Annotated in this window: 17 protein-coding genes; 14 read left to right on the top strand and 3 right to left on the bottom strand. The window is 66.3% G+C overall.

What is annotated here, in order from left to right; all coding sequences use genetic code 11:
* Window positions 1-381: 381 nt before the first annotated feature.
* Complete coding sequence (locus AC06FE_RS07740) at window positions 382-765, top strand: RidA family protein (protein WP_132865465.1); 384 nt, start codon at window positions 382-384, stop codon at window positions 763-765.
* A 33-nt stretch (window positions 766-798) separates the two neighbouring features.
* Here AC06FE_RS07740 and AC06FE_RS07735 read toward each other — a convergent pair whose 3' ends face one another.
* On the bottom strand, window positions 799-1,830 hold the full coding sequence (locus AC06FE_RS07735) for an AraC family transcriptional regulator (protein WP_313252005.1): 1,032 nt from the start codon (window positions 1,828-1,830) through the stop codon (window positions 799-801).
* Window positions 1,831-1,949: 119 nt separating this feature from the next.
* Here AC06FE_RS07735 and AC06FE_RS07730 point away from each other — a divergent pair, with 119 nt between their 5' ends.
* The 7 genes from AC06FE_RS07730 to AC06FE_RS07700 all read left to right on the top strand — a co-directional run bounded on the left by AC06FE_RS07730 (window position 1,950) and on the right by AC06FE_RS07700 (window position 12,063).
* Window positions 1,950-3,185 (top strand): parallel beta-helix domain-containing protein, encoded by a 1,236-nt coding sequence (locus tag AC06FE_RS07730; protein WP_478072722.1) that lies wholly within the window; start codon window positions 1,950-1,952, stop codon window positions 3,183-3,185.
* A 9-nt stretch (window positions 3,186-3,194) separates the two neighbouring features.
* Window positions 3,195-4,385 carry an SO2930 family diheme c-type cytochrome gene (locus AC06FE_RS07725; protein ID WP_478072721.1) on the top strand — a complete coding sequence of 397 codons (1,191 nt, stop codon included), beginning with the start codon at window positions 3,195-3,197 and terminating at the stop codon, window positions 4,383-4,385.
* A 56-nt stretch (window positions 4,386-4,441) separates the two neighbouring features.
* Window positions 4,442-6,859 carry a TonB-dependent receptor gene (locus AC06FE_RS07720; RefSeq protein WP_478072720.1) on the top strand — a complete coding sequence of 806 codons (2,418 nt, stop codon included), beginning with the start codon at window positions 4,442-4,444 and terminating at the stop codon, window positions 6,857-6,859.
* Between the two features lie 198 nt (window positions 6,860-7,057).
* Window positions 7,058-9,163 (top strand): ATP-dependent DNA helicase RecG, encoded by a 2,106-nt coding sequence (gene recG, locus AC06FE_RS07715; protein WP_478072719.1) that lies wholly within the window; start codon window positions 7,058-7,060, stop codon window positions 9,161-9,163.
* 64 nt (window positions 9,164-9,227) lie between these two features.
* Window positions 9,228-10,163, top strand: coding sequence for a nucleoside hydrolase (locus tag AC06FE_RS07710; RefSeq protein WP_192287519.1), 936 nt, complete (start codon window positions 9,228-9,230; stop codon window positions 10,161-10,163).
* Between the two features lie 86 nt (window positions 10,164-10,249).
* Complete coding sequence (locus AC06FE_RS07705) at window positions 10,250-10,492, top strand: type B 50S ribosomal protein L31 (RefSeq protein ID WP_132865460.1); 243 nt, start codon at window positions 10,250-10,252, stop codon at window positions 10,490-10,492.
* Between the two features lie 296 nt (window positions 10,493-10,788).
* Window positions 10,789-12,063 carry a citrate synthase gene (locus AC06FE_RS07700; RefSeq protein ID WP_132865459.1) on the top strand — a complete coding sequence of 425 codons (1,275 nt, stop codon included), beginning with the start codon at window positions 10,789-10,791 and terminating at the stop codon, window positions 12,061-12,063.
* 249 nt (window positions 12,064-12,312) lie between these two features.
* Here AC06FE_RS07700 and AC06FE_RS07695 read toward each other — a convergent pair whose 3' ends face one another.
* Window positions 12,313-12,933, bottom strand: a complete 621-nt coding sequence (locus AC06FE_RS07695; protein WP_478072718.1) for a hypothetical protein — start codon at window positions 12,931-12,933, stop codon at window positions 12,313-12,315.
* Between the two features lie 77 nt (window positions 12,934-13,010).
* Window positions 13,011-15,443: a penicillin-binding protein 1A gene (locus tag AC06FE_RS07690; RefSeq protein WP_478072717.1), complete on the bottom strand. Its 2,433-nt coding sequence runs from the start codon at window positions 15,441-15,443 to the stop codon at window positions 13,011-13,013.
* Window positions 15,444-15,656: 213 nt separating this feature from the next.
* Here AC06FE_RS07690 and AC06FE_RS07685 point away from each other — a divergent pair, with 213 nt between their 5' ends.
* The 6 genes from AC06FE_RS07685 (at window position 15,657) to AC06FE_RS07660 (ending at window position 21,698) form a co-directional block, all read left to right on the top strand.
* Window positions 15,657-16,715, top strand: coding sequence for a pilus assembly protein PilM (locus AC06FE_RS07685; protein WP_132865456.1), 1,059 nt, complete (start codon window positions 15,657-15,659; stop codon window positions 16,713-16,715).
* Entirely contained in the window at window positions 16,715-17,470 is a 756-nt protein-coding gene (locus tag AC06FE_RS07680; RefSeq protein WP_192287515.1) for a PilN domain-containing protein, read from the top strand. The genes AC06FE_RS07685 and AC06FE_RS07680 overlap by 1 nt, the downstream gene beginning before the upstream one ends.
* A complete protein-coding gene (locus AC06FE_RS07675; RefSeq protein WP_243694036.1) occupies window positions 17,467-18,138 on the top strand; it encodes a type IV pilus inner membrane component PilO in 672 nt (223 codons plus the stop codon). Before AC06FE_RS07680 ends, AC06FE_RS07675 begins: the two co-directional genes overlap by 4 nt.
* A gap of 3 nt (window positions 18,139-18,141) precedes the next feature.
* Window positions 18,142-18,672, top strand: a complete 531-nt coding sequence (locus tag AC06FE_RS07670) for a pilus assembly protein PilP (RefSeq protein ID WP_132865454.1) — start codon at window positions 18,142-18,144, stop codon at window positions 18,670-18,672.
* A gap of 19 nt (window positions 18,673-18,691) precedes the next feature.
* Window positions 18,692-20,581, top strand: a complete 1,890-nt coding sequence (locus AC06FE_RS07665) for a type IV pilus secretin PilQ (protein WP_192287513.1) — start codon at window positions 18,692-18,694, stop codon at window positions 20,579-20,581.
* 97 nt (window positions 20,582-20,678) lie between these two features.
* Window positions 20,679-21,698 carry an AAA family ATPase gene (locus tag AC06FE_RS07660; protein WP_192287512.1) on the top strand — a complete coding sequence of 340 codons (1,020 nt, stop codon included), beginning with the start codon at window positions 20,679-20,681 and terminating at the stop codon, window positions 21,696-21,698.
* The last annotated feature ends 35 nt before the right edge of the window (window positions 21,699-21,733 follow it).

Below are 21,733 nucleotides of genomic sequence, written 5' to 3'. Positions count from 1 at the left end.
GTCCCAAGGCTTCGCAACGTGTGGTGAAGATTTGTCCAGCCGGACGACGCCATAGGCAGGGGCGCAATCCCGGCGTCCTCAGCATCGCGCGTCAAATTGGTTTGGCCAGGGGGCTCCACCTCCGCCTGCGCGGCATCCCGCCCACCGGTAGCACCGTGCCACGCGCGGCGGATGCGGGCCGGAGCGGCTTTTTTCCACAACGCGTGTGCGGCACCCCGGGTGGAACCTGTGGATAAGCGTGCACGGCCCTTGCGCTGCAAGGCTCTGCAGCGTGTGGTGAAGAATTGTCCATGTGCATGAACCGGCCATTGCGCGGGTGATGAGTGGGCCGTCATGGGCCGACGTTACAATGGCCGACCTTTTTCCCATGTGGAGCTGCCCATGTCCCGCCAGATCATCAACACCGCCAACGCCCCGGCCGCCATCGGCCCGTACTCGCAGGCCGTGCGTGCCGGCAACACCGTCTACTTCTCCGGCCAGATCCCGCTGGACCCGGCCACCGGTGACATCGTCGCCGGCGACGTGACCGCACAGGCCCGTCGTGCGTTCGACAACCTCAAGGCCGTGGCCGAGGAAGCCGGCGGTTCGCTGGACAAGATGGTGCGCCTGGGCCTGTACCTGACCGACCTGGGCGAGTTCGCCAAGGTCAACGCGGTGATGCAGGAGTACTTCCAGGCGCCGTTCCCGGCCCGTTCGACCATCGAAGTGTCGGGCCTGCCGAAGGGCGCCGCGTTCGAAGTCGACGCCATCATGGTGCTGGAGTAATCCAGCGGCCAGCGGGGGCCTGCGTGCAGGCCCTCAGGCCAGGGGACGCCGGGTCTGGCTCGGCGTCTGCCCGGTCCAACGCTTGAAGGCGCGACGGAACTCACGCGCGTCGTTGAAGCCGAGCTGGTTGCCGATCGCGGCGATGCCCAGTTCGGGATCCTGCAGCAGTTCCAGGGCCCGTTCGGTGCGGATGCGGTCGTGTACCTCGCTGAAGGAGGTTTCCTCCTCGGCCAACTGCCGGCGCAACGTGCGTTCGCTCAGGTGCAGGGCCAGGGCCACATCGCTCATCTGCGGGTTGTCCCGCAACTGCGGGCGCAGCAGCCGCTCCACCGCCGCGGTGGTCTCGCCGCGCATCGACAGGCTGGCGAGCTGGCCATGGCACAACGCCAGGGCCTGCTGCGAGGTCACCGGGTTGTAGCTGGCGAAAGGCAGGTCCATCCAGCGCCGGTCGAGCAACACCGCATGCCGCGCCTGCTCGAAGCGGACCTCGCAGCGGAACAGCGTTGCGTACTGGGCCGCGTAGCCGGGCGCGGGATAACCCAGCTCCATCCAGAGCGGACTGAAGCGCTCGCCGGCCAGTTCACGGCCCAGCATCAGCACGCTGGAGAACAACTCCTCGCACAGGAATGGCAACAGGTCATGTGATTCCTCCGGCGCGGTGGCCACCAGTGCCAGGGTCTGGGCATCGTGCTCATGCAGGCTCAATGTCATCAATGGGCCCAGGTTGCGCTGGTAGTCCAGGCCGATGCGCACCGCATCGCCGAAAGTGCGCGCGGTCTTCATCGCCAGCCCGAGCAGGCCGAAGTTGCCGCCGTTCTGGCTGCTGCCCATCGCCAGTCCGACGCCGTCGATGGGAAGCGTGGGCAGGGCGCGGCGGATGACCTCGATCGCCTGCCGGTAGGAAATGCGCGTGCGCGGGTCGTCCAGCTGCGTGACGCTCAGGCGCAGGCCGGCCAGCCAGCTCTCGCTGTTGACGCCCAGTTCGCGGCCCATCAGCAACAGGCCACACAGCATGTTGGTGGGGACATCGGCGATGGCCAGCCGGTCCCCGGATCTGCGATGCATCGAAGCTCCCTCCAGCTTGTCCGCTTTGCCCCCCCAAGTATGCCGCTCCTGCCCTTCGCGTGAACACTGGCTGAAAGCCAGACTGCGGCAACATCTGGCGGCGTATGGGAGGCCGAATCATGCAGCGCAGCAATAAATGGGCGGTGGCAGCCGCAGTGGCGGTGCTGGCGTCCGGTTGCCAGAAGCAGGCCGAGCCGGGTCCGGCCGTGGCCGCCGCCGATGGGGCATTTGCGGCCAGCCTGCAGGAACGCCTGCTCGACGCCAAGCCCGGGGACGTGATCGAGATCCCGGCCGGCCGGCACCAGTTCGAGCGCAGCCTGACCCTGCGCGCCGATGGGGTGACCCTGCGCGGCGCCGGCATGGACAAGACCGTGCTCAGCTTCAAGGGGCAGAAGGCCGGTGCCGAAGGGCTGCTGGTCAATGGTGACAACTTCACCATCGAGAACCTCACCATCGAGGACTCCAGGGGCGACGGCCTGAAGATCAGCGAGTCCGAGCACATCACCATCCGCGGCATCAAGGTGCAGTGGACCGGCGGGCCGAGCACCAAGAACGGTGCCTACGGCATCTACCCGGTGCTGACCAAGGACGTGCTGATCGAGAACACCATCTCCATCGGTGCATCCGATGCGGGCATCTACATCGGCCAGTCCGACGGGGTGATCGTGCGCGACAGCCGCGCCGAGCAGAACGTGGCCGGCATCGAGGTGGAGAACACCCGCAACGCCGATGTCTACAACAACGTGGCCACCGGCAACACCGGCGGCATCCTGGTGTTCAACATGCCCGGGCTGTCGCAGCAGGGCGCCAACATCCGCGTGTTCAACAACAAGGTCATCGCCAACAACCACGCCAACTTCGGTGCCAAGGGCACGCCGGTGGCCAGCGTGCCGGCCGGTTCGGGGGTGGTCATCAATTCCAACGATGACATCGAGGTGTTCGACAACGAGATACGCGACAACGCCACCGCCAACATCATCGTCTCCAGCGTCTATTCCACCGGCTACAAGGACAGCAGCGCGTCGGCCAGCTTCGACCCCTACCCCGAGCGCATCTACATCCACAACAACACGCTGTCCGGCGGCGGTGATTCCCCCGATGGCCTGGACCTGAAGGCGCTGAAGGTCGCCACCTTCGGCCTGACCGGCAACTTCCCGGACGTGTTGTGGGATGGCTACTTCAATGCCAACCGGGTGGTCGACGGGGTCCGGATGGGCCCGCAGATCTGCCTGCGCGACGTCAACGGCGTGATCAACGCCGATGGCCCCGGGGGCTACAAGAATCCGAGCAAGGACCTCAAGCCGTTCGATTGCGAATTGCCGCGCCTGCCGGCAATCGACCTGAAGCGGGGTTGAGGACGACCGATGCGTGCGATGCGTGTGCGGGTAGGCATGATGATCGGCGTACTGCTGGCCCTGGTGGGGTGCAGCGGCAAGCCGGCGGTGCATTTCTTCGACGAGGGCCAGCCTGCGACGCTGGACCAGTGGCACGTGCTGCGGGTCGAGGGGGGCAAGCTGCGACTCAATGACGGGGTGGTGCCGTATGACCTGAACACCCCGTTGTTCAGCGATTACGCGCACAAGCTGCGCACGGTGTGGATGCCGGAAGGAAAGGCCGCCGGCTATCAGCCGGAGAATGCCTTCGATTTCCCGGTCGGCACCATCCTCAGCAAGACGTTCTACTACCCGCTGCCGGAAGGGGACGGCGCTGATGCCATGGCGGTGGCGCGCACGCCGCCCTCGCAGTCCTCGTTGCAGGGTGAGGCACTGGACCTGTCCAGGGTGCGCCTGATCGAAACGCGGCTGCTGGTGCATCGCCAACAGGGCTGGGTGGCGTTGCCATATGTATGGAACCGCGAGCAGACCGTTGCCACGCTCAAGCGCACCGGCGATACGGTTGAACTGGAGCTGGTGGACGCGGCCGGCGCGCGCGAGGCGCTGAGCTACCAGGTCCCGGACCAGAATCAATGCGGCGGCTGCCACATCACCGACAACCGGTCGCGCAAGTTGCTGCCGATCGGTCCCAAGGCCCGGAACCTCAACCGTGACTTCGACTACGCCGGGGGGCGCGAGAACCAGTTGGCGCACCTGGCACGGGTGGGTTACCTGCAGGGCGCGCCGGCCCCGGCGCAGGCACCACGGGCCGCCGATGCCACCGATCCGCAGGCATCGCTGGATGCGCGTGCACGCGCCTATCTGGACGTGAACTGCGGGCATTGCCACAGCCGCACCGGCCCGGCGATCACCTCCGGGCTGTGGCTGGACGCGCCCACCCGCGATCACCTGAAACTCGGCCTGTGCAAGCAGCCCATCGCCGCCGGCAAGGGCACCGGCAACCGGTTGTATGACGTGCTGCCCGGTGACGCCGATGCCTCGATCATCGCCTTCCGCATGGACAGCGACGATCCGGCGGTGATGATGCCGGAGCTGGGCAGGGCGGTGGTGCACAAGGAAGGTCTGGCATTGATCCGGCAATGGATCAATGGGCTTGAAGGTAGTTGCGATACGACGGCCGGCGCGGGGCCGGTCAACACGACGGGACCGCCGGCCGGTTGAGGTCGGTTTCACCCACTGCTGGGAGAGAGGCGATGCGAGTGAAACAACGGAGTCTGGTGACAGGGCTGCAGCGGGCGATGGCCGGGCTGGTGGTGCTGGGGACGGCCGGTACGGCCATGGCGCAATCGGCGACGGAGGACGCGGCGACCACGCTGGACCGGATCACGGTCACCGCGCAGAGCCGCCAGCAGGAGATCCAGGACGTACCGATCGCCCTGCAGGTGGTCGACCAGAACCTGCTCAGCGACGTGGCCGCCGAGAACCTGGGTGACATCGACGCCTTCGTGCCGGGCCTGGTGATCGATGCGGTACAGCCGACCCAGCCTTCGTTCCGGCTGCGCGGCGTGGAAACCGACGATTTCGGCATCGGCACCGATCCGGCCGTGGGCATCTTCGTCGACGGCGTGTACGGGGGGCGCGGCGGCGGGGTGCTGTTGCCGTTCGTCGACGTTGAGCGCATCGAAGTACTGAAGGGCCCGCAGGGCACGCTGTTCGGCCGCAACACCGCCGCCGGTGCGATCTCGCTGATCACCCGCCGGCCACAGGCCGACGTGGAAGCGCGCGCGACGGTGCGGGTCGGCAACTACGGCAAGAAGTACGCCGATGCGATGTGGAACATTCCCACCGGTGACAACTCGGCGCTGCGCTTCAACGCCCTGATCAATACCAGCGATGGCTGGTTCCAGGACGGTGCCACCGGCAAGGACCTGGGCGGGGACAATGTCTGGGCCACGCGCGCGGCCTGGCAGTCGCGCTTTGGCGACAACACCACCGCCTACATCACCTGGGACCATGAAAGCCTGGACCAGAATGGCCGCGTCACCACCGGCATCGTGGCCCTGCCGGACTACCCGGCACGCCCCACCGTGCCAGTGGATCCCAACGACTACCTGGACCCGCGCAAGGTCAAGACCTACAGCGATGCCGACAATGCCGAATGGCGCACGTTCGATGGCGTGACCCTGATCGTCGACCATGCGCTGGCCTGGGGCAATTTCACCTCGACCAGTTCCTGGCGCAAGTACGACTCGACAAACCACACCGAGGAGGACGGGACCAACCGCGCCGACCTGTACGTGGACTCGAAGAACACCGAGAGCAACGAGACCTTCTACCAGGAGTTCAAGTTCTCCGGCAGCAACGACCACATCGACTGGGTGGCCGGCGCCAGCTACTTCAACGAGGACGCGCGCCAGACCAGCGAGGTCAATACCAACACCGAGGCGGTGGACAACATCGTCCGCAACATGGGCATCGCCCCCACGCCCGACGGCAGCCTGTTCGGCTTCACCTCGATGCTGGCGCAGATGAACGGCATCCCGATCTCGCTGGTGGGCGAAAAGTGGAACGAGCGCTTCCTCAACACGCTCGACACCACGTCCTATGCGGTGTTCGGTGACGTGATCTGGAAGGCCACCGACCGCCTCAACCTGACCTTCGGCCTGCGCTACACGCGCGACGAGAAGGACTTCACCTGGCTCAACACGCCGCGCAACGCGCCCGGCCTGGAGGCCAAGCTGGACACGCTGGAGGCGCTGGGCTTCTTCCAGGCGCTGGCCGGCATGGGCGTTCCGATCACCCGTGAACTGCTGACCTTCGACATGGCCTTCATCGATGCGCCGGCGATGGTCAACAAGGGCAAGCTGGTCCGCGACAAGAAGCGCTGGAGCGACTGGAGCCCGCGCTTCGTCATCGACTACCACGTCAATGACGACACCATGGTGTTCGCGTCGCTGGCCAAGGGCTACAAGGCCGGTGGCTTCAACGCGCTGCAGATCGGCCCGGCGTTCGAGAACGAGGACGTGTGGAACCTGGAGATGGGCATCAAGCAGAGCTTCGCCCGCTTCTCGTACAACGCCTCGGTCTTCCACTACCGCTATGACAACCGCCAGGCCATCCGCCTGGTCGACCCGGACCCGAACAACCCGGTCGATATCCCGCGCTACGTCTTCGACACCGGTGACCTGGAGGCGACCGGCGTGGACTTCGACATGCGCTGGAAAGTCACCGATGCCTTCAGCCTGGATGCGCAGGCCGAGTGGATCGACTCCAAGTATAAGAACTACGTGACGCCCGAGGGGGTCGACCTGGACGGCGAGCCGACCGGCGAACCGCGCTTCACCGCTTCGGCCGGTGCCGCATACCAGGCTGATCTCGGTGGCAACGGCCAGCTGCGCTTCTCGGTCCGGCAGGCGTACCGCGGCGCACAGCGTTGCAACGAGGCCTCCGACCTGCAGGGTGACTGCGGCATCAGCAGGCTGCTCAACGTGGGCCAATCGCGGCAACGCACGGATGCACGCATCGCCTGGACCTCGCCGCTGGGCCACTTCAACTGGGCGGTGTACGCCAACAATGTGTTCGACAAGCAGTACGTGCGCGGCCTGAACACCTACGGCCGTGGCCCGCTGGGCGTGGTCGGCGCGACCATCACCGATCCGCGCACCTACGGTCTGGAAATGACCGTGAAGTTCTAGGCGTTCCAAGCCCTTCTCCCGTGCACGGGAGAAGGGCCGGGATGAGGGCAGGGGGACAGGCAGGTCCCCCGAAGGCGCCCAGACACAGCCCTCATCCCACCTTTCACCTCGGACTTCCAACGCTGCAAGGGGAAGGAAACCCCGGCGCCCACCGCGGCCGGGGTTTCTGTTTTGGGCACATGACGGCATCCTTGTCACATGTCTGCCCGTCGTGACGCCGTATCCCTTGACCTGTCCACCGAACCGCTCAGCCGCCTTGCCGGCGTCGGACCGCGGGTGGCCGCCAAGCTGGAGGCGCGGGGGCTGACCACGCTGCAGGACCTGTGGCTGCACCTGCCGCTGCGCTACGAGGACCGCACCACGCTGCTGCCGATCCGCGCGTTGAAGGCGGGCCTGGCCGCGCAGGTGGAGGGCAGGGTGGAGGCGGTGGAGCGTGGTTTCCGCTACCGGCCGATGCTGCGCGTGGCCATCGGCGATGATTCTGGCGGCACGCTGGTGCTGCGCTTCTTCCATTTCCGCGCCGCGCAGGTGGCGCAGTTCAGCGTCGGCACGCGGCTGCGTTGCTATGGCACGCCGCGCCCCGGGCAGCACGGGCTGGAAATCGTCCATCCCAGCTATCGGGTACTCGGCGACGCCGAGGAGGCCGGGCTGGGCGAAGCGCTGGACCCGGTATATCCGGCGGTGGAAGGCATCGGTCCGGCCGGCCTGCGCAAGCTGATCGGGCAGGCGCTGGATCGCCTGCCGGAGGACGCACGGCTGGAACTGCTGCCGGCCGATCTGCTGGCCGGCCTGAACCTGCCATCGCTACGCGACGCCCTGCTGACCATGCACCGCCCGCCGGCCACGGCCGACATCGCCGCATTGGCCGCCGGGACGCATCCGGCGCAGCGTCGCCTGGCGATGGAGGAACTGCTGGCCCATCACCTGAGCCTGCGGCGCCAGCGCATCGCCCTGCAGCAGCATCGCGCGCCGTCGCTGCGTGGCCGTGATGGGCTGGTCAAGGCTTTGCTCGACGCCTTGCCGTTCAAGCTGACCGGTGCCCAGCAGCGCGTGTTCGACGAGATCCGCAAGGATCTGGCGCGGGCCCACCCGATGTTGCGGCTGGTGCAGGGTGATGTCGGCTCGGGCAAGACCGTGGTCGCCGCGCTGGCGGCGATGCTGGCGGTGGAACGCGGCAAGCAGGTGGCGCTGGCCGCGCCGACCGAACTGCTGGCCGAACAGCATCTGGCCAACCTGCGTGGCTGGCTGGAGCCGTTGGGCGTGCGCGTCGCGTGGCTGGCCGGCAAGGTCACCGGCAAGGCGCGCAACAAGGTGCTGGAGGACGTCGCCTCCGGGCACGCGCAGGTGGTGGTCGGCACGCATGCATTGATGCAGGACAACGTGGTGTTCAACGACCTAGCGCTGGCCATCGTCGACGAGCAGCACCGCTTCGGCGTGCACCAGCGCCTGGCCCTGCGCGACAAGGGCGCCAGCGCCGGCGTCGTGCCGCACCAGCTGGTGATGACCGCCACCCCCATCCCGCGCACGCTGGCCATGGCCGCGTATTCGGACCTGGATGTCTCGGCCATCGACGAGCTGCCCCCCGGGCGCACGCCGGTGCAGACCATCGTGATCAGCGCCGAACGTCGTCCCGAGCTGGTCGAGCGCATCCGTGTCGCCTGCCAGCAGGGGCGCCAGGTGTATTGGGTGTGCACGTTGATCGACGAAAGCGACGAGGTCGTTGCCACTGCCGCGCAGGCCACCTTCGAGGCGCTGTCGGCGCAGTTGCCGGAACTGCGCATCGGGCTGGTGCACGGGCGCATGAAGGCGGCCGAGAAGCAGGCGGCCATGCGTGCCTTCAAGTCCGCCGGGACCGACCTGTTGGTGGCCACCACCGTGATCGAGGTCGGCGTGGACGTGCCCAATGCCTCGCTGATGATCATCGAGAACGCCGAGCGGCTGGGCCTGGCCCAGTTGCACCAGCTGCGCGGGCGGGTGGGGCGCGGGGCCACCGCCTCCAGCTGCGTGCTGATGTACCAGGCGCCGCTGTCGAACATGGCGCGGGAACGGCTTGAAACCATGCGCCACACCGCCGACGGCTTCCTGATCGCCGAGAAGGACCTGGAGCTGCGCGGTCCCGGCGAACTGCTGGGCACCCGCCAGACCGGCCTGGCCGCGTTCCGCGTGGCCGACCTGGCGCGCGATGCGGGCATGTTGCCGGCGGTTCACGACCTGGCCGAGCGCCTGCTGGCGCAGTCGCCGGACCTGGCCGACCGGGTGGTCCGGCGCTGGATCGGTGGCGCGGTGCGCTACGCATCGGCCTGATCGCGTGCTTCCCCTGTCATGGAGGAGATGACAGACTCCATTGCCAACCAAAGTGAAGCAGAAGATGAGCAAGAAGATACCGTTGCTGATTGATACCGATCCGGGTGTGGACGACGCGCTGGCGCTGTTGATGGCCTTTGCCGACGAACGCCACGAGGTGATCGGTCTGACGGTAGCGGCCGGCAACGTCGGGCTCGAGTACACCGTGCGCAATGCGTTGAAGCTGTGCGAAGTGGCTGGCCGTGAAGACGTGCCGGTGTTTGCCGGCACGCCCGACCCGCTGGTCTACCCGGCCGAGGACGCCGCCCACGTGCATGGCCGCGATGGTTTTGGCGACGTCGACCTGCCGCATGCCGCATGCCAGGTCCAGGCCGAGCATGCCGCGCTGGCGATCCTGCGCCTGTCGCACCAGTACGCCGGCGAGCTGCTGCTGGTGGCGCTGGGCCCGCTGACCAACATCGCGCTGGCGCTGAAGCTGGACCCGACCCTGCCGCAGCGCGTGAAGCGCTTCCTGGTGATGGGCGGTGCCATCAATGGTCACGGCAACATCACCCCGGTGGCCGAGTTCAACATCGCCTTCGATCCGGAAGCGGCGCACATCGTGTTCACCAGCTTCCCGCATATCGAAGTGGCCGACTGGGAAGCCACGATCGCCCACGGCATGCTGCACCGGAGCGTGGAGACGTGGCTGGCCGCCGATTCGGACAAGGCGCGCTTCTATGAACTGATCTCGCGCAAGACGCGTCTGTGGTCGGAAGACAGCCGCGGCGAGCACTGGTATGCCGCCGATGCCCTGGCCATGGCATGGGCGCTGCAGCCCGACGGCGCCACGCAGCTCGAGCAGCGCCCGCTGTCGATCGAGCTGACCGGTGCGCGGACCCGCGGTGCGACCGTGGTGGACTGGAACCGCCAGACCGGCGCGCCGGACAACACCACCTTGCTGGTCGGCTACGACCAGGCGCGGTTCGAAGCCCAGGTGCAGCGCGCCCTGGGCGCCTGAAACCCGGGTTGAATTCCCGGCTTGCTCCCGAGGCAAGCCGGGACTATAATGCCGCTCTTGACCACCAGCCCACACGGTGCGAGCCCATGAAGGCCGATATCCATCCCGATTACCACAACGTCGTTTTCCACGACGTCACCTCCGACTTCAAGTTCCTGACCCGTTCGACCATGTCCTCCAAGGAGACGGTCAAGTGGGAAGATGGTGAAGATTACCCGCTGATCAAGGTCGAAATTTCCTCGGCCTCGCACCCGTTCTACACGGGCAAGCACAAGGTCATCGACACCAGCGGTCGTATCGACAAGTTCCAGAAGCGCTACGCCCGCTAATCTGGTTGTTGTTGTACGCACACAAACATCGGCCGCGCATTGCGTGGCCGATGTTTTGTGCTGTCTGCAGCTTGCTGAATCGATGCTCAATCCGACTGACATTGCCGATAACGCTGTGTCGCATTGCCGGGGCTGCTATAAGACTTTCGTCTGCGCAATCTGGAATTGCTGCTGTGCGATAATAGTGGCAACCGCAGCCGGAAACAGCATGAAAAGCTGCGGATTTCCTTCACGCGTCTGGCCACGGTCACCTCTCTGATCCATGGTCGGCGCCTTCCACTTGAGGAGCGCACACTGTGTCCGATCTTGATCAGGTCACGCTCAACGCCGGCGACAAGTCGGTCGTTCTGCCTGTCGTCAAACCCGTTCTGGGCAATAACTGTGTCGATATCTCGAAGCTGACCAAGGAAACCGGTCTCTTCACCTACGACTCGGGCTACACCGCCACCGCCAGCTGCAAGTCGGCCATCACCTACATCGATGGCGACAATGGCGTGCTGCTGTACCGCGGTTACCCGATCGAACAGCTGGCCGAGAAGTCCAGCTTCGTCGAAGTCGCCTACCTGCTGATCAATGGCGAGCGCCCGGACGCCGCCCAGCTGAAGGCCTTCGAAGCCGAACTCACCGCCGAAGCCGGCGTTGACGCCTCGATCAACACGCTGATCGGCAGCTTCGCCAAGGATGCCCATCCGATGGCGATCCTGGCTGCCTCGATCGCGCAGCTCTCGGCCAAGTACCACGACTCGCTGGACCTGGCCGACGCCGAGCAGCGCCGCCAGGCCGCCGTGCGCCTGATCGCCAAGGTGCCGACCCTGTCGGCCCTGATCTACCGCCATGGCAAGGGCCTGCCGGCCAACACCCCGGACACCTCGCTGGATTACGTCAGCCGCTTCCTGAAGCAGACCTTCGAGTCGGCCGATGGCAAGTACGACCTGAACCAGGACGTGGTCAAGGCGCTGGACCTGCTGTTCATCCTGCACGCCGACCATGAGCAGAACGCCTCGACCTCGACCGTGCGTCTGGTCGGTTCCACCGGCGCCAACCCGTACGCCTCGGTCGCCGCTGGCGTCACCGCGCTGTGGGGCCCGGCACACGGCGGCGCCAACGAAGCCGTGCTGAAGATGCTGGAAGAGATCGGCACCGCCGACAACGTCGAGTCCGCCGTGGTCAAGGCCAAGGACAAGACCTCCGGCTTCCGCCTGATGGGCTTCGGCCACCGCGTCTACAAGAACTTCGACCCGCGCGCCAAGGTCATCGGCGAGATGACCAGCAAGGTGCTCAAGCAGCTGGGCGTGCAGGATCCGCTGCTGGACGTGGCCGTCAAGCTGGAACAGGCCGCGCTGCAGGACGAGTACTTCGTCGCCCGCAAGCTGTACCCGAACGTCGATTTCTACAGCGGCATCATCTACAAGGCGCTGCAGATCCCGACCGAGATGTTCACCGTCATGTTCGCCCTCGGCCGCACCGCCGGCTGGGTGTCGCATTGGCTGGAACAGCAGGTCGACCCGGAAATGAAGATCGGCCGTCCGCGCCAGGTCTACACCGGCCACGACGTGCGCGACTACAAGTAATGGCACCGGCGCAGCAATGCGCCGCACCATGACGACAAAGGCCCCGCAATGCGGGGCCTTTGTGTTCCGGGGTGCCGGGCGTTCCAGCTTCGCGCCCGCGGGCGCTTCTACAACGAGGGGTCCCGGTAGGAGCGGCTTCAGCGGCGAAGCAGAAACGGCATCCGCTGACGCACTGCCGGGAACCAGGCGTTCCTCGAGCGCGGGATTACCGGCGCCGGCAGGTTTCCGGTTTTGCGCCCCAGGGCGCTCCTACTCGTCGGCCAGCAGCTGGCGCAGCTGGGCCAGCGTGGCACGCGGCAGGGGTTTGCCGTCATCGCCGGATACTGGCGGTTGCCGCACCGCGTCCTCGGGCAGGATCACCAGCTCGAAGGCAATCCCATCAGCGGCGAACTCCCACCCCGGGTAATGCTGGCGCGAGGCATGCCCGGCCAGCTGCAGCGGCCACGCGCGTGCCTCGGCGGGAATCTTCTGGTCATGCAGGAAGTGCTGCACGGCCTCGGCGTCGTCGCAGTGCAGGTGCAGGATGACCGGGCTGCTGTCACCGGCCAGGCCGGTCAGTACCGGGCCGGCCAGGCGCGGCTGGAACGCCTGCAGGAACTGCATCGCCTGCAGCGCCGATGCACGCCGTTGCCGCAGCGCGCCCGGCTGGGTGGTGGAGGCGAACAGGCGCTGGTGCTCGCGCAGCGCCTGCTCGACATCGGCCAGGCGTGGCCACAGTACTTCTTCGTGGATGCCCAGCCGGCTGGCGGCCTTGCGGCGTGCGTGTTCGAAGTCCTGGATGCCGCTCTCGGCGATCAGGCGCGCGGCTTCCTGGGCGATCCGCTGGCGGCCACGTGCGTTGCGCTGGGCGCTCTGTGGGGGTGATGGCATCGCGGGCTCCTCCCGGTGGGTGCGGCCCGATTGTAGGCAGGCGGCGGGGTGTGCGTCCCGCCGCCTGCGGCAATGCGTCAGAAGATGTCGAACGCGGCGTCGTCGGCGCTCTGGTCCTGCTGCTCGAAGTCGAACTCCTGCATGCGGTCCAGGTCCTCGTTCTTGACCCATTCTGTGGCGCCGTTGAGCGTGGCCTGCACCATGCCCGACGGGGGGTCATTGCGCGCGATCGGCGCATCCTTCAGGGCCACGCGCATGTAGTCGATCCAGATCGGCAGGGCGGCCTTGCCACCGTATTCGCGGTACCCCAGCGAGCGGAAGTCATCGCGGCCCACCCACACGGTGGTGGCGAACGGGCCACCGAAGCCGGAGAACCAGGCGTCGCGGTGGTCGTTGGTCGAGCCGGTCTTGCCGCCGACGTCCTCGCGGCCCAGGACCTTGGCCGCAGTGCCGGTACCGCGCTGGACCACGTCACGCATCATTGATACCAGCTGGTAGGCGGTGCGTTCGTCGATGGCGCGCGGCGCGGTGCGTGCATCCGGGTTGACCGGCTTCGGCGGTTGGACCGCGTCGGGCGTGGCGCTGTCGGGCTTCGGGGCGGGGGCAGGGGCGGCTTCGGCACCGAAATTGAAGCCGTCCACCACCTGCGCGACCGGCGCGGCGCCCGGGCCGGAGAGGCCGCCGCAGCCGCGGCAGGCCATGGCCGGGTTCTCCTTGAAGATCACGGTGCCGTCGCGGTCCTTGACCTCATCGATCACCCAGGTATCCACGCGCGAGCCACCGTTGGCGAACACGGCGTAGCCGCGCGCCACCGACAGCGGCGTCACCGAGGCCGTGCCCAGCGACATCGACAGGTTCGGCGGCAGCTCGGCTTCCTGGAAGCCGAACTCGCTGATGTACTTGCGCGCATAGTCCACGCCGATGCTGTCGAGCAGGCGCACCGAGACCAGGTTGCGCGACTGCACCAGTGCCTCGCGCAGGCGCATCGGGCCACGGAAGCCGCCGCCGTCGTTCTGCGGCTGCCAGGTCTTGCCGCGGCGGTCGCGGAACACCACCGGTGCGTCGAGCACGATCGAGGCCGGGTTGAAGCCCTTGTCGAACGAGGCGGCGTAGATGAACGGCTTGAAGCTCGAGCCGGGCTGGCGGCGGGCCTGGGTGGCGCGGTTGAACTTGTTGCCGGCGAAGCTGAAGCCACCGACCAGGGCGCGCAGCGCGCCGCTCTCGGCGTCCAGCGACACCAGTGCGGCCTGGCCGCGTGGGAGCTGGTCGATCAGCCACTCGCCTTCCTTGCTGCCCGCGCGCACGCGGATCAGGTCGCCGCGGGTGGCCAGCTTGGCCGGGGTGCGGTTGGTCCAGCGGCTGGCGGCTGCCGGCAGGGTCAGTTCGGTGCGGTCGGCCAGCACCACGCTGATGCCACCGTCGGCATGCGTGGCCGAGACCACCGCCGGCAGCAGGCCGGCCTGGGCCGGAATGCCGGCGATCTGGCGGGCGAGGGTGGCGGCATCGGCATCGGCGGCGACATCGAAATGCTGCTCGACGCCGTGCCAGCCATGGCGATGGTCATACAGCATCAGGCCATCGCGCACGGCGATGTTGGCTGCTTCCTGCCAGGTGCCATTGATGGTCGTGGTGACGTGGTAGCCCTTGTTGAGCACGTCGCCGCCGTACTTGGCGATCATCTCCTGGCGGACCATTTCGGCCACGTAGGGCGCGTAGACCTCCACCGGCGGCTCATGCGGGGCGGCATGCATCGGCACGGCCTTGGCCGCGTCGGCTTCGGCCTGGCTGATGAAGTGCAACTCGGCCATGCGCTGCAGCACGTAGTTGTCACGGCGCTGGCGCGCGCGCTCGGGGTTGCTGATCGGGTTGCCGCTGGACGGGAACTTGGGGATGCCGGCCAGCGAGGCCATCTCATCCAGGTCCAGTTCGTTGAGCTTCTTGCCGTAGTAGTACTCGGCCGCGGCACCGATGCCATAGGCGCGATTGCCGAAGAAGCTCTTGTTCAGGTAAAGCTCGAAGATCTCGTCCTTGCTCAGCTCGCTTTCGATCTTGCGGGCCAGCAGGATCTCGGCCAGCTTGCGGGTGTAGCTGTACTCCGAGCTCAGGAAGAACTGGCGGGCGACCTGCTGGGTGATGGTCGAGCCGCCGGGCACGCGCTTGGCGTCGGTGGTGGCCAGCAGCCAGATCGCGCGGCCCACGCCTTTGTAGTCGACGCCGTCATGCTGGTAGAAGCGGGCGTCCTCGGTGGCCAGGAACGCCTGCTTCAGGCGCTCGGGGACGTCCTTCATCTGGATGGGATAGCGCCGGGTCTCACCGAAGACCGCCATCAATTTCCCTTCGCTGTCATAGACATACATCGGCTCCTGGAGCTCGACGTCACGCAGCGACTGGACGTCGGGCAGCTTGGAGGAGACAACGTAATAGAGCGCTCCGGCGGCGATCACCCCGATCAGGGCGAAGGCGACGAACAGGGCCAGCAGCCAGCGCAGCCAGCGACGGAAACGTGCCATCCAAAGGTCCCAATTGCGGTTTTTGTGGCCGCAGAGTATAGATTACGCAGGGGAACGGCTGGGGCCGGATCCTTGGGGAGTGCAAAGGGGGTCTTCGGAGCGTGTGATGCGGATCGCGTCTCGTGCCCGGGATGGTTGCCATTTCAGAAAAATCCGTTATTAATGCGCGGACGCAACACTTGCGTCCAAGTGCCCGTCGGCAGGGGAGAATCCGTGGGGCTTATCCCAAAAAGTCAGGCGCCAATCATTGGCGTCGACATCAGTTCTACTGCGGTGAAGCTGCTACAGCTTTCCCGCAGCGGTAATCGTTTCCGCGTGGAACACTACGCCGTGGAACCTCTTCCGCCGAATGCGGTGGTCGAGAAGAACATCGTCGAAGTCGAGGCGGTTGGCGAAGCCATTCGTCGCGCCGTCGCCCGTTCAGGCAGCAAGGCCAAGAGCGCTGCGGCTGCCGTGGCCGGTTCGGCCGTGATCACCAAGGTGATCCCGATGCCGGCCGACCTGGACGAGGACGAGCTGGAGGCGCAGGTCGAGCTGGAGGCGGTGAACTACATCCCGTACCCGATCGACGAAGTGAACCTCGATTTCGAGGTGATCGGCGCGGTGCCCAACAATCCCGAGATGGTGCAGGTGCTGCTGGCCGCGTCGCGCTCGGAGAACGTCGAGCTGCGCCAGTCCGCGCTGGAACTTGGCGGCCTGACCGCCAAGGTCATGGACGTGGAGGCCTTCGCCATCGAGAACGCGTACGCGCTGGTGGCCAGTGAGTTGGCGGTGGGCAGTGACGCGGTGGTGGCCCTGGTGGACATCGGCGCGACCATGACCACCCTCAACGTGTTGCGCAGCGGCCGCAGCCTGTACAGCCGCGAGCAGGTCTTCGGCGGCAAGCAGCTGACCGATGAGGTGATGCGCCGCTACGGGCTGAGCTACGAGGAAGCCGGTCTGGCCAAGCGCCAGGGCGGCTTGCCGGAAAGCTACGAGGTCGAGGTGCTGGAGCCGTTCAAGGAAGCGACGGTGCAGCAGATCAGCCGCCTGTTGCAGTTCTTCTATGCCGGCAGCGAGTTCAACCGCGTCGATCATGTGGTCCTGGCCGGCGGTTGTGCCGCGTTGCCGGGCCTGCCGACGATGGTTGAAGAGCAGCTGGGCGTTGCGACATCGGTGGCCAACCCGCTGTCGCAGATGACCCTGGGCCCGAAGGTGCAGGCACACGCACTGGCCCAGGATGCACCTGCGCTGATGATCGCGACCGGTCTGGCCATGAGGGGGTTCGACTGATGGCACGGATCAATCTTCTGCCGTGGCGCGAGGAGCGTCGCAAGCAACGGCAGCGTGAGTTCTACGGCATGCTCGGCTTCGCCGCGCTGGCCGGTGTGGTCCTGTCCGGCCTGTTGTGGTTCTACTACAGCCAGCAGATCAGCGGACAGAATGACCGCAACGCGTTCCTTGAAGCCGAGATCACCAAGGTCAAGGAGCAGAACAAGGAAATCGAGCGGCTGGACAAGCAGAAGGCGCGATTGCTGGCCCGCAAGGCGGTGATCGAGGAGCTGCAGGGCAAGCGTTCGCAGATGGTGCACCTGTTCGATTCGCTGGTGCGCACGATTCCGGACGGCGTGGTGCTCACCGCGTTGAAGCAGGAAGGCGAGATGCTGACCCTGGAAGGTCGGACCCAGTCGAATGCGCGCGTCAGTACCTACATGCGCAATCTGGAAGGTTCCGGCTGGATGACCAATCCGGAACTGTCGATCATCGAGGCACGTGCCCAGCAGGGCGGTGGCGTCGGCGTGGATATCAAGTCCCTGCCGTACGTGTTCACCCTGCGTGTGAAGCTGCCCGCCCCGGGTGAGACCAATCCGGCGCAGGTGACGGGCGTGGAGGCCAGTGGCGCCGCGGCAGGCACTGCGCCGGCCGCCCCGGAAGCGACCAGCGCACCGGCAGCAGCCCCCGCGCCGGCTGCCGCACCCGCGGCAGACAAGCCGAAGGCCGAGACCGCTCCGGCGGCTGCCCCTGCTCCGAAGGAGGCCCGCTCGTGAGCAAGAAGTTCAACGCCAAAGACCTGGATTTCAACAACATCGGCAATTGGCCGCGCAACGCGAAGATGGTGTTCTGCGCGGTGTTGGCCTTCCTGATCCTGATCCTGGCCTACCTGTTGGTGGTCAGTGGACAGCGCGAGGAGCTGGCGACGCTGGAAAGCCGCGAGAGTACCCTGCGCGGCGATTTCGAGAAGGAGCAGCAGCGTGCTGCCAATCTCGAGCCGCTGAAGCAGCAGTTGGCGCAGATGGAGCAGGTGCTGCAGCAGATGCTGCGGCAGTTGCCCAGCAAGACCGAGATGCCGGACCTGATCATCGACGTGTCGCAGACCGCGCTGTCCAGCGGCCTGAACAACGAGCTGTTCCAGCCGGGTGCGGAGTCGGTGAAGGAGTTCTACGCCGAGAAGCCGATCGCCTTGCGCCTGGTCGGTAGTTACCACCAGTTCGGTGCGTTCGTCAGTGGCGTGGCCTCGTTGCCGCGCGTGGTGATCCTGACCATGCATGACATCAACCTGAAACCCAAGGGTGGCAGCGGCGTGATCAGTCCCGGTGGGGCATTGGAGTTGTCCGGTACGGTCAAGACCTACCGCTACCTTGACGACACCGAGCTCGAGGAGCAGGAACGGCTGGCCGCCGAGGCTGAGAAGGGCAAGAAGAAGGGGGGCAGGTAAGCGATGAGCAGGACTTCTTCCTTCATGCTTGGCGCACTGTGCGTGCTGGCCCTGGCCGGTTGCGCCCGAGGCATCAGCAGCACGCCTGGTGAGGCGCCGAATCTCGAGAGGTGGGTGGCGGATGTGCGTGCACGTCCTGCCGAGCCGCTGGAGCCGCTGCCGGTGATGCAGCAGTTCGAAACGTTTGAGTACGCCGCGCAGGGCTTGCGCGATCCGTTCAGTGATGCGTGGGTGTCCGCTGATGGCGGCAACCAGCTGCGCCCGGATCCGAACCGTCGCAAGGAGCCGCTGGAGGCGTATCCGCTGGACAGTCTCGACATGGTCGGCACCATCGGCGGGGGCAACGGCATCGTTGCCCTGGTGATGGGGCCGGACAAGGTCACCTATCGCGTGCGCCCGGGGGTGTACATGGGCCAGAGCGATGGCCGTGTCACGGCGGTGCGCGAAGACGGGATTGAACTGATTGAACTGGTGCCGGACGGTGCTGGCGGTTGGCTGGAACGTCCAGCCTCGCTCGCACTGGACGATCGTTGATTGATTAGGGGATAGCACGATGACTTTTACCAAAGCCCTGAGCCTGCGTCCCATCCGGCGCCATGCACTGGTCCGCGTCTGCGCCCTGGGAGTGGCGTTGGCTGCGGTGTGCGGCTCTTCGTTCGCGGCCACGCCGCCGGTGGCAGCAGGTGGCATGGCCACCGGCATGCAGCAGGCGACGTCCGCGGTTTCCGTGACCAAGATCGACTTCAAGCGGGGTAATGACGGCGCGGGTCGCCTGATCCTGCAGTTCGATGGCCAGGGAGCCAGCCCGGACCTGCGCAACCAGGGCGGCAACGTCGTGGTGGACGTTGGCAACGCGGTACTGCCGGCCGAACTGCAGCGTCCGCTCAACGTCACCGACTTCGCGACACCGGTCCAGCGCATCGACGCCAAGCCCTCCGGGCATGGTTCGCAACTGGTGCTGAGCACGAATGGTCCGTATGAATCGCTGGCCTACCAGACCGGCAACGAGTACGTGGTCGAGATCACGCCGCGCAAGGAGGATGTCGCCACCGGTGCGGTGACCTCCAGGACCGTGGCGCAGGCGGCGGCGACCGTGGCGGCACGCGGCTACAGCGGCCGTCCGGTGACCTTCAACTTCCAGGACGTGCCGGTGCGCACGGTCCTGCAGCTGATCGCCGAGGAGTCCAACCTCAACGTGGTCGCCTCGGACACCGTGCAGGGCAACGTGACCTTGCGCCTGGTCAACGTGCCGTGGGATCAAGCGCTGGACATCGTCCTGCGCGCCAAGGGTCTGGACAAGCGTCGTGACGGCGGCGTGGTCTGGGTGGCGCCGCAGCCGGAGCTGGCCAAGTTCGAGCAGGACAAGGAAGACGCGCGTATCGCCATCGAGAACCGCGAGGACCTGATCACCGATTACGTGCAGATCAACTACCACAGCGCCGAAGCCATCTTCAAGGCGCTGACCGAGGCCAAGGGAATCGGTAGCTCGAACGGTGGCAACAGCGGCGGGGCGGGTAACGGGACGCAGGAGAATGGCTTCCTGTCACCGCGTGGCCGTCTGGTGGCCGATGAACGCACCAACACCCTGATGATCAGCGACATCCCGAAGAAGGTCGCGCAGATGCGTGAGCTGATCAACGTGATCGACCGTCCGGTGGATCAGGTGCTGATCGAGGGGCGGATCGTCATTGCTTCGGATACGTTTGCACGTGACCTGGGTGCCAAGTTCGGCATCGGCGGCACGCGTGATTACAACAATGGCGACAACACCGCCACGATCGGAAGCGGTGCAAGCGGGGGCGGCAACGCGGGGCGCGGGCTCAACGTGAATCTGCCGGCCGGCAGCTTCACCACGGGTACCAGCAAGCCGAGCCTGGCCTACACGTTGCTGGGCGCGAACTTCAACTTGGATCTGGAGTTGTCCGCATTGCAGGAAGAAGGACGTGGCGAAGTCATTTCCAATCCGCGCATCGTCACCGCCAACCAGCGTGAAGGCGTGATCAAGCAGGGTAAGGAAATCGGCTACGTCACCATCACCGGTGGCACCGCGGGTACCGCGGCCACTCCCAGCGTCCAGTTCAAGGAAGTGCTGCTGGAGCTGAAGGTGACCCCGACGATCACCATGGACAACCGTGTGTTCCTGAACATGAACGTCAAGAAGGACGAGGTTGACGAACTCCTGGAGCTGGACGGCTACGGCGTGGTCCCGTCGATCAACCGTCGCGAGATCAATACCGCCGTGCTGGTCGAGGATGGCCAGACCGTGGTGATCGGTGGCGTGTATGAGTTCTCCGACCGCAGCAGCGTGAGCAAGGTGCCGTTCCTGGGCGATATCCCGTTCCTGGGCAACCTGTTCAAGAAGCGCGGTACCAGCAAGGAGAAGGCTGAGCTGCTGGTGTTCGTGACGCCGAAGATCCTGCGCGTGGCCAAGGCCGCGAACTGATCTTCACCGCACTTGGAAAAGGGGCCGCGCAAGCGGCCCTTTTTCGTTGTTGGCCATTGTTGGAACCATTTCACGCCGGATCAGTCAAACTGCGCCTATGAACCTGCCTCCCGAATTGCCCAACGAGACCACCGCAGCGGTCGTGACCAGCGCCCTGCACGAGGAATTCACCGCGCTGCGCGATGCACTGGCCGCCGAGATCGTCGGCCAGTCACTGCTGATCGACCGCCTGTTGATCGCGCTGCTGGCCGACGGCCACCTGTTGGTGGAGGGCGCGCCGGGCCTGGCCAAGACCACCGCGATCCGGGCCTTGGCCTCGCGCGTGGATGCCAGCTTCGCGCGTATCCAGTTCACCCCGGACCTGCTGCCGGCCGACCTGACCGGTACCGATATCTGGCGCGCCCAGGAAGGGCGTTTCGAATTCCAGGCCGGGCCGATCTTCCATCCCATCCTGCTGGCCGACGAGATCAACCGCGCGCCGGCCAAGGTGCAGTCGGCGCTGCTGGAGGCCATGGGCGAGCGGCAGGTGACCGTGGGTCGCAACACCTATGCGCTGCCGCAGGTGTTCCTGGTCATGGCGACCCAGAATCCAATCGAGCAGGAAGGTACGTTCCCGCTGCCGGAGGCGCAGCTGGACCGTTTCCTGATGCATGTGCGCATCGGTTACCCCGATGCCAGCGCCGAGACCGAGATCCTGCGCCTGGCGCGGGAGCGTGCCCTGCAGGCGATGCAGCCCAAGGCCGCACCTGCGCGCAAGCTGTCGCTGGAGAAGATCGAGCAGGCACGCCGTGCGGTGTTGGAATTGCACATGGCGCCGCAGCTGGAACGTTACCTGGTGGCGCTGGTGCTGGCCTCGCGCGATGCCAGTGCATACGACGCGGCGTTGGCACGGCGCATTGCCTGGGGTGCCAGCCCGCGCGGTTCCATTGCCCTGGAGCGTTGCGCTCGGGCCCGGGCGTGGTTGGCTGGCCGCGACTTCGTCACCCCGGACGATATCCGCGCGGTTGCCCCGGACGTGCTGCGCCACCGTGTGCTGCCCAGCTACGAGGCTGCTGCCGAAGGCTGGGATGGCGAGCGCCTGGTCGCCGCGCTGCTCGACAGCGTGCCGTTGCCCTGAGCCATGGCCGCAGGTGATGGACAGGATCGATGCGC

Source organism: Stenotrophomonas sp. Steno-C18 (assembly GCF_056393195.1).
Note: the sequence above shows the minus strand (reverse complement) of the source record. Positions and strands in the feature narration are given on the sequence as shown.

What these genes read in the sequence shown, in the direction of transcription:
- AC06FE_RS07740 (WP_132865465.1), top strand. Translation starts at nt 382, where the DNA reads ATGTCCCGCCAGATCATCAACACCGCCAACGCCCCGGCCGCCATCGGC.
- AC06FE_RS07735 (WP_313252005.1), bottom strand. Translation starts at nt 1,830, where the DNA reads ATGCATCGCAGATCCGGGGACCGGCTGGCCATCGCCGATGTCCCCACC.
- AC06FE_RS07730 (WP_478072722.1), top strand. Translation starts at nt 1,950, where the DNA reads ATGCAGCGCAGCAATAAATGGGCGGTGGCAGCCGCAGTGGCGGTGCTG.
- AC06FE_RS07725 (WP_478072721.1), top strand. Translation starts at nt 3,195, where the DNA reads ATGCGTGCGATGCGTGTGCGGGTAGGCATGATGATCGGCGTACTGCTG.
- recG (WP_478072719.1), top strand. Translation starts at nt 7,058, where the DNA reads ATGTCTGCCCGTCGTGACGCCGTATCCCTTGACCTGTCCACCGAACCG.
- AC06FE_RS07710 (WP_192287519.1), top strand. Translation starts at nt 9,228, where the DNA reads ATGAGCAAGAAGATACCGTTGCTGATTGATACCGATCCGGGTGTGGAC.
- AC06FE_RS07705 (WP_132865460.1), top strand. Translation starts at nt 10,250, where the DNA reads ATGAAGGCCGATATCCATCCCGATTACCACAACGTCGTTTTCCACGAC.
- AC06FE_RS07695 (WP_478072718.1), bottom strand. Translation starts at nt 12,933, where the DNA reads ATGCCATCACCCCCACAGAGCGCCCAGCGCAACGCACGTGGCCGCCAG.
- AC06FE_RS07690 (WP_478072717.1), bottom strand. Translation starts at nt 15,443, where the DNA reads ATGGCACGTTTCCGTCGCTGGCTGCGCTGGCTGCTGGCCCTGTTCGTC.
- AC06FE_RS07680 (WP_192287515.1), top strand. Translation starts at nt 16,715, where the DNA reads ATGGCACGGATCAATCTTCTGCCGTGGCGCGAGGAGCGTCGCAAGCAA.
- AC06FE_RS07670 (WP_132865454.1), top strand. Translation starts at nt 18,142, where the DNA reads ATGAGCAGGACTTCTTCCTTCATGCTTGGCGCACTGTGCGTGCTGGCC.
- AC06FE_RS07665 (WP_192287513.1), top strand. Translation starts at nt 18,692, where the DNA reads ATGACTTTTACCAAAGCCCTGAGCCTGCGTCCCATCCGGCGCCATGCA.
- AC06FE_RS07660 (WP_192287512.1), top strand. Translation starts at nt 20,679, where the DNA reads ATGAACCTGCCTCCCGAATTGCCCAACGAGACCACCGCAGCGGTCGTG.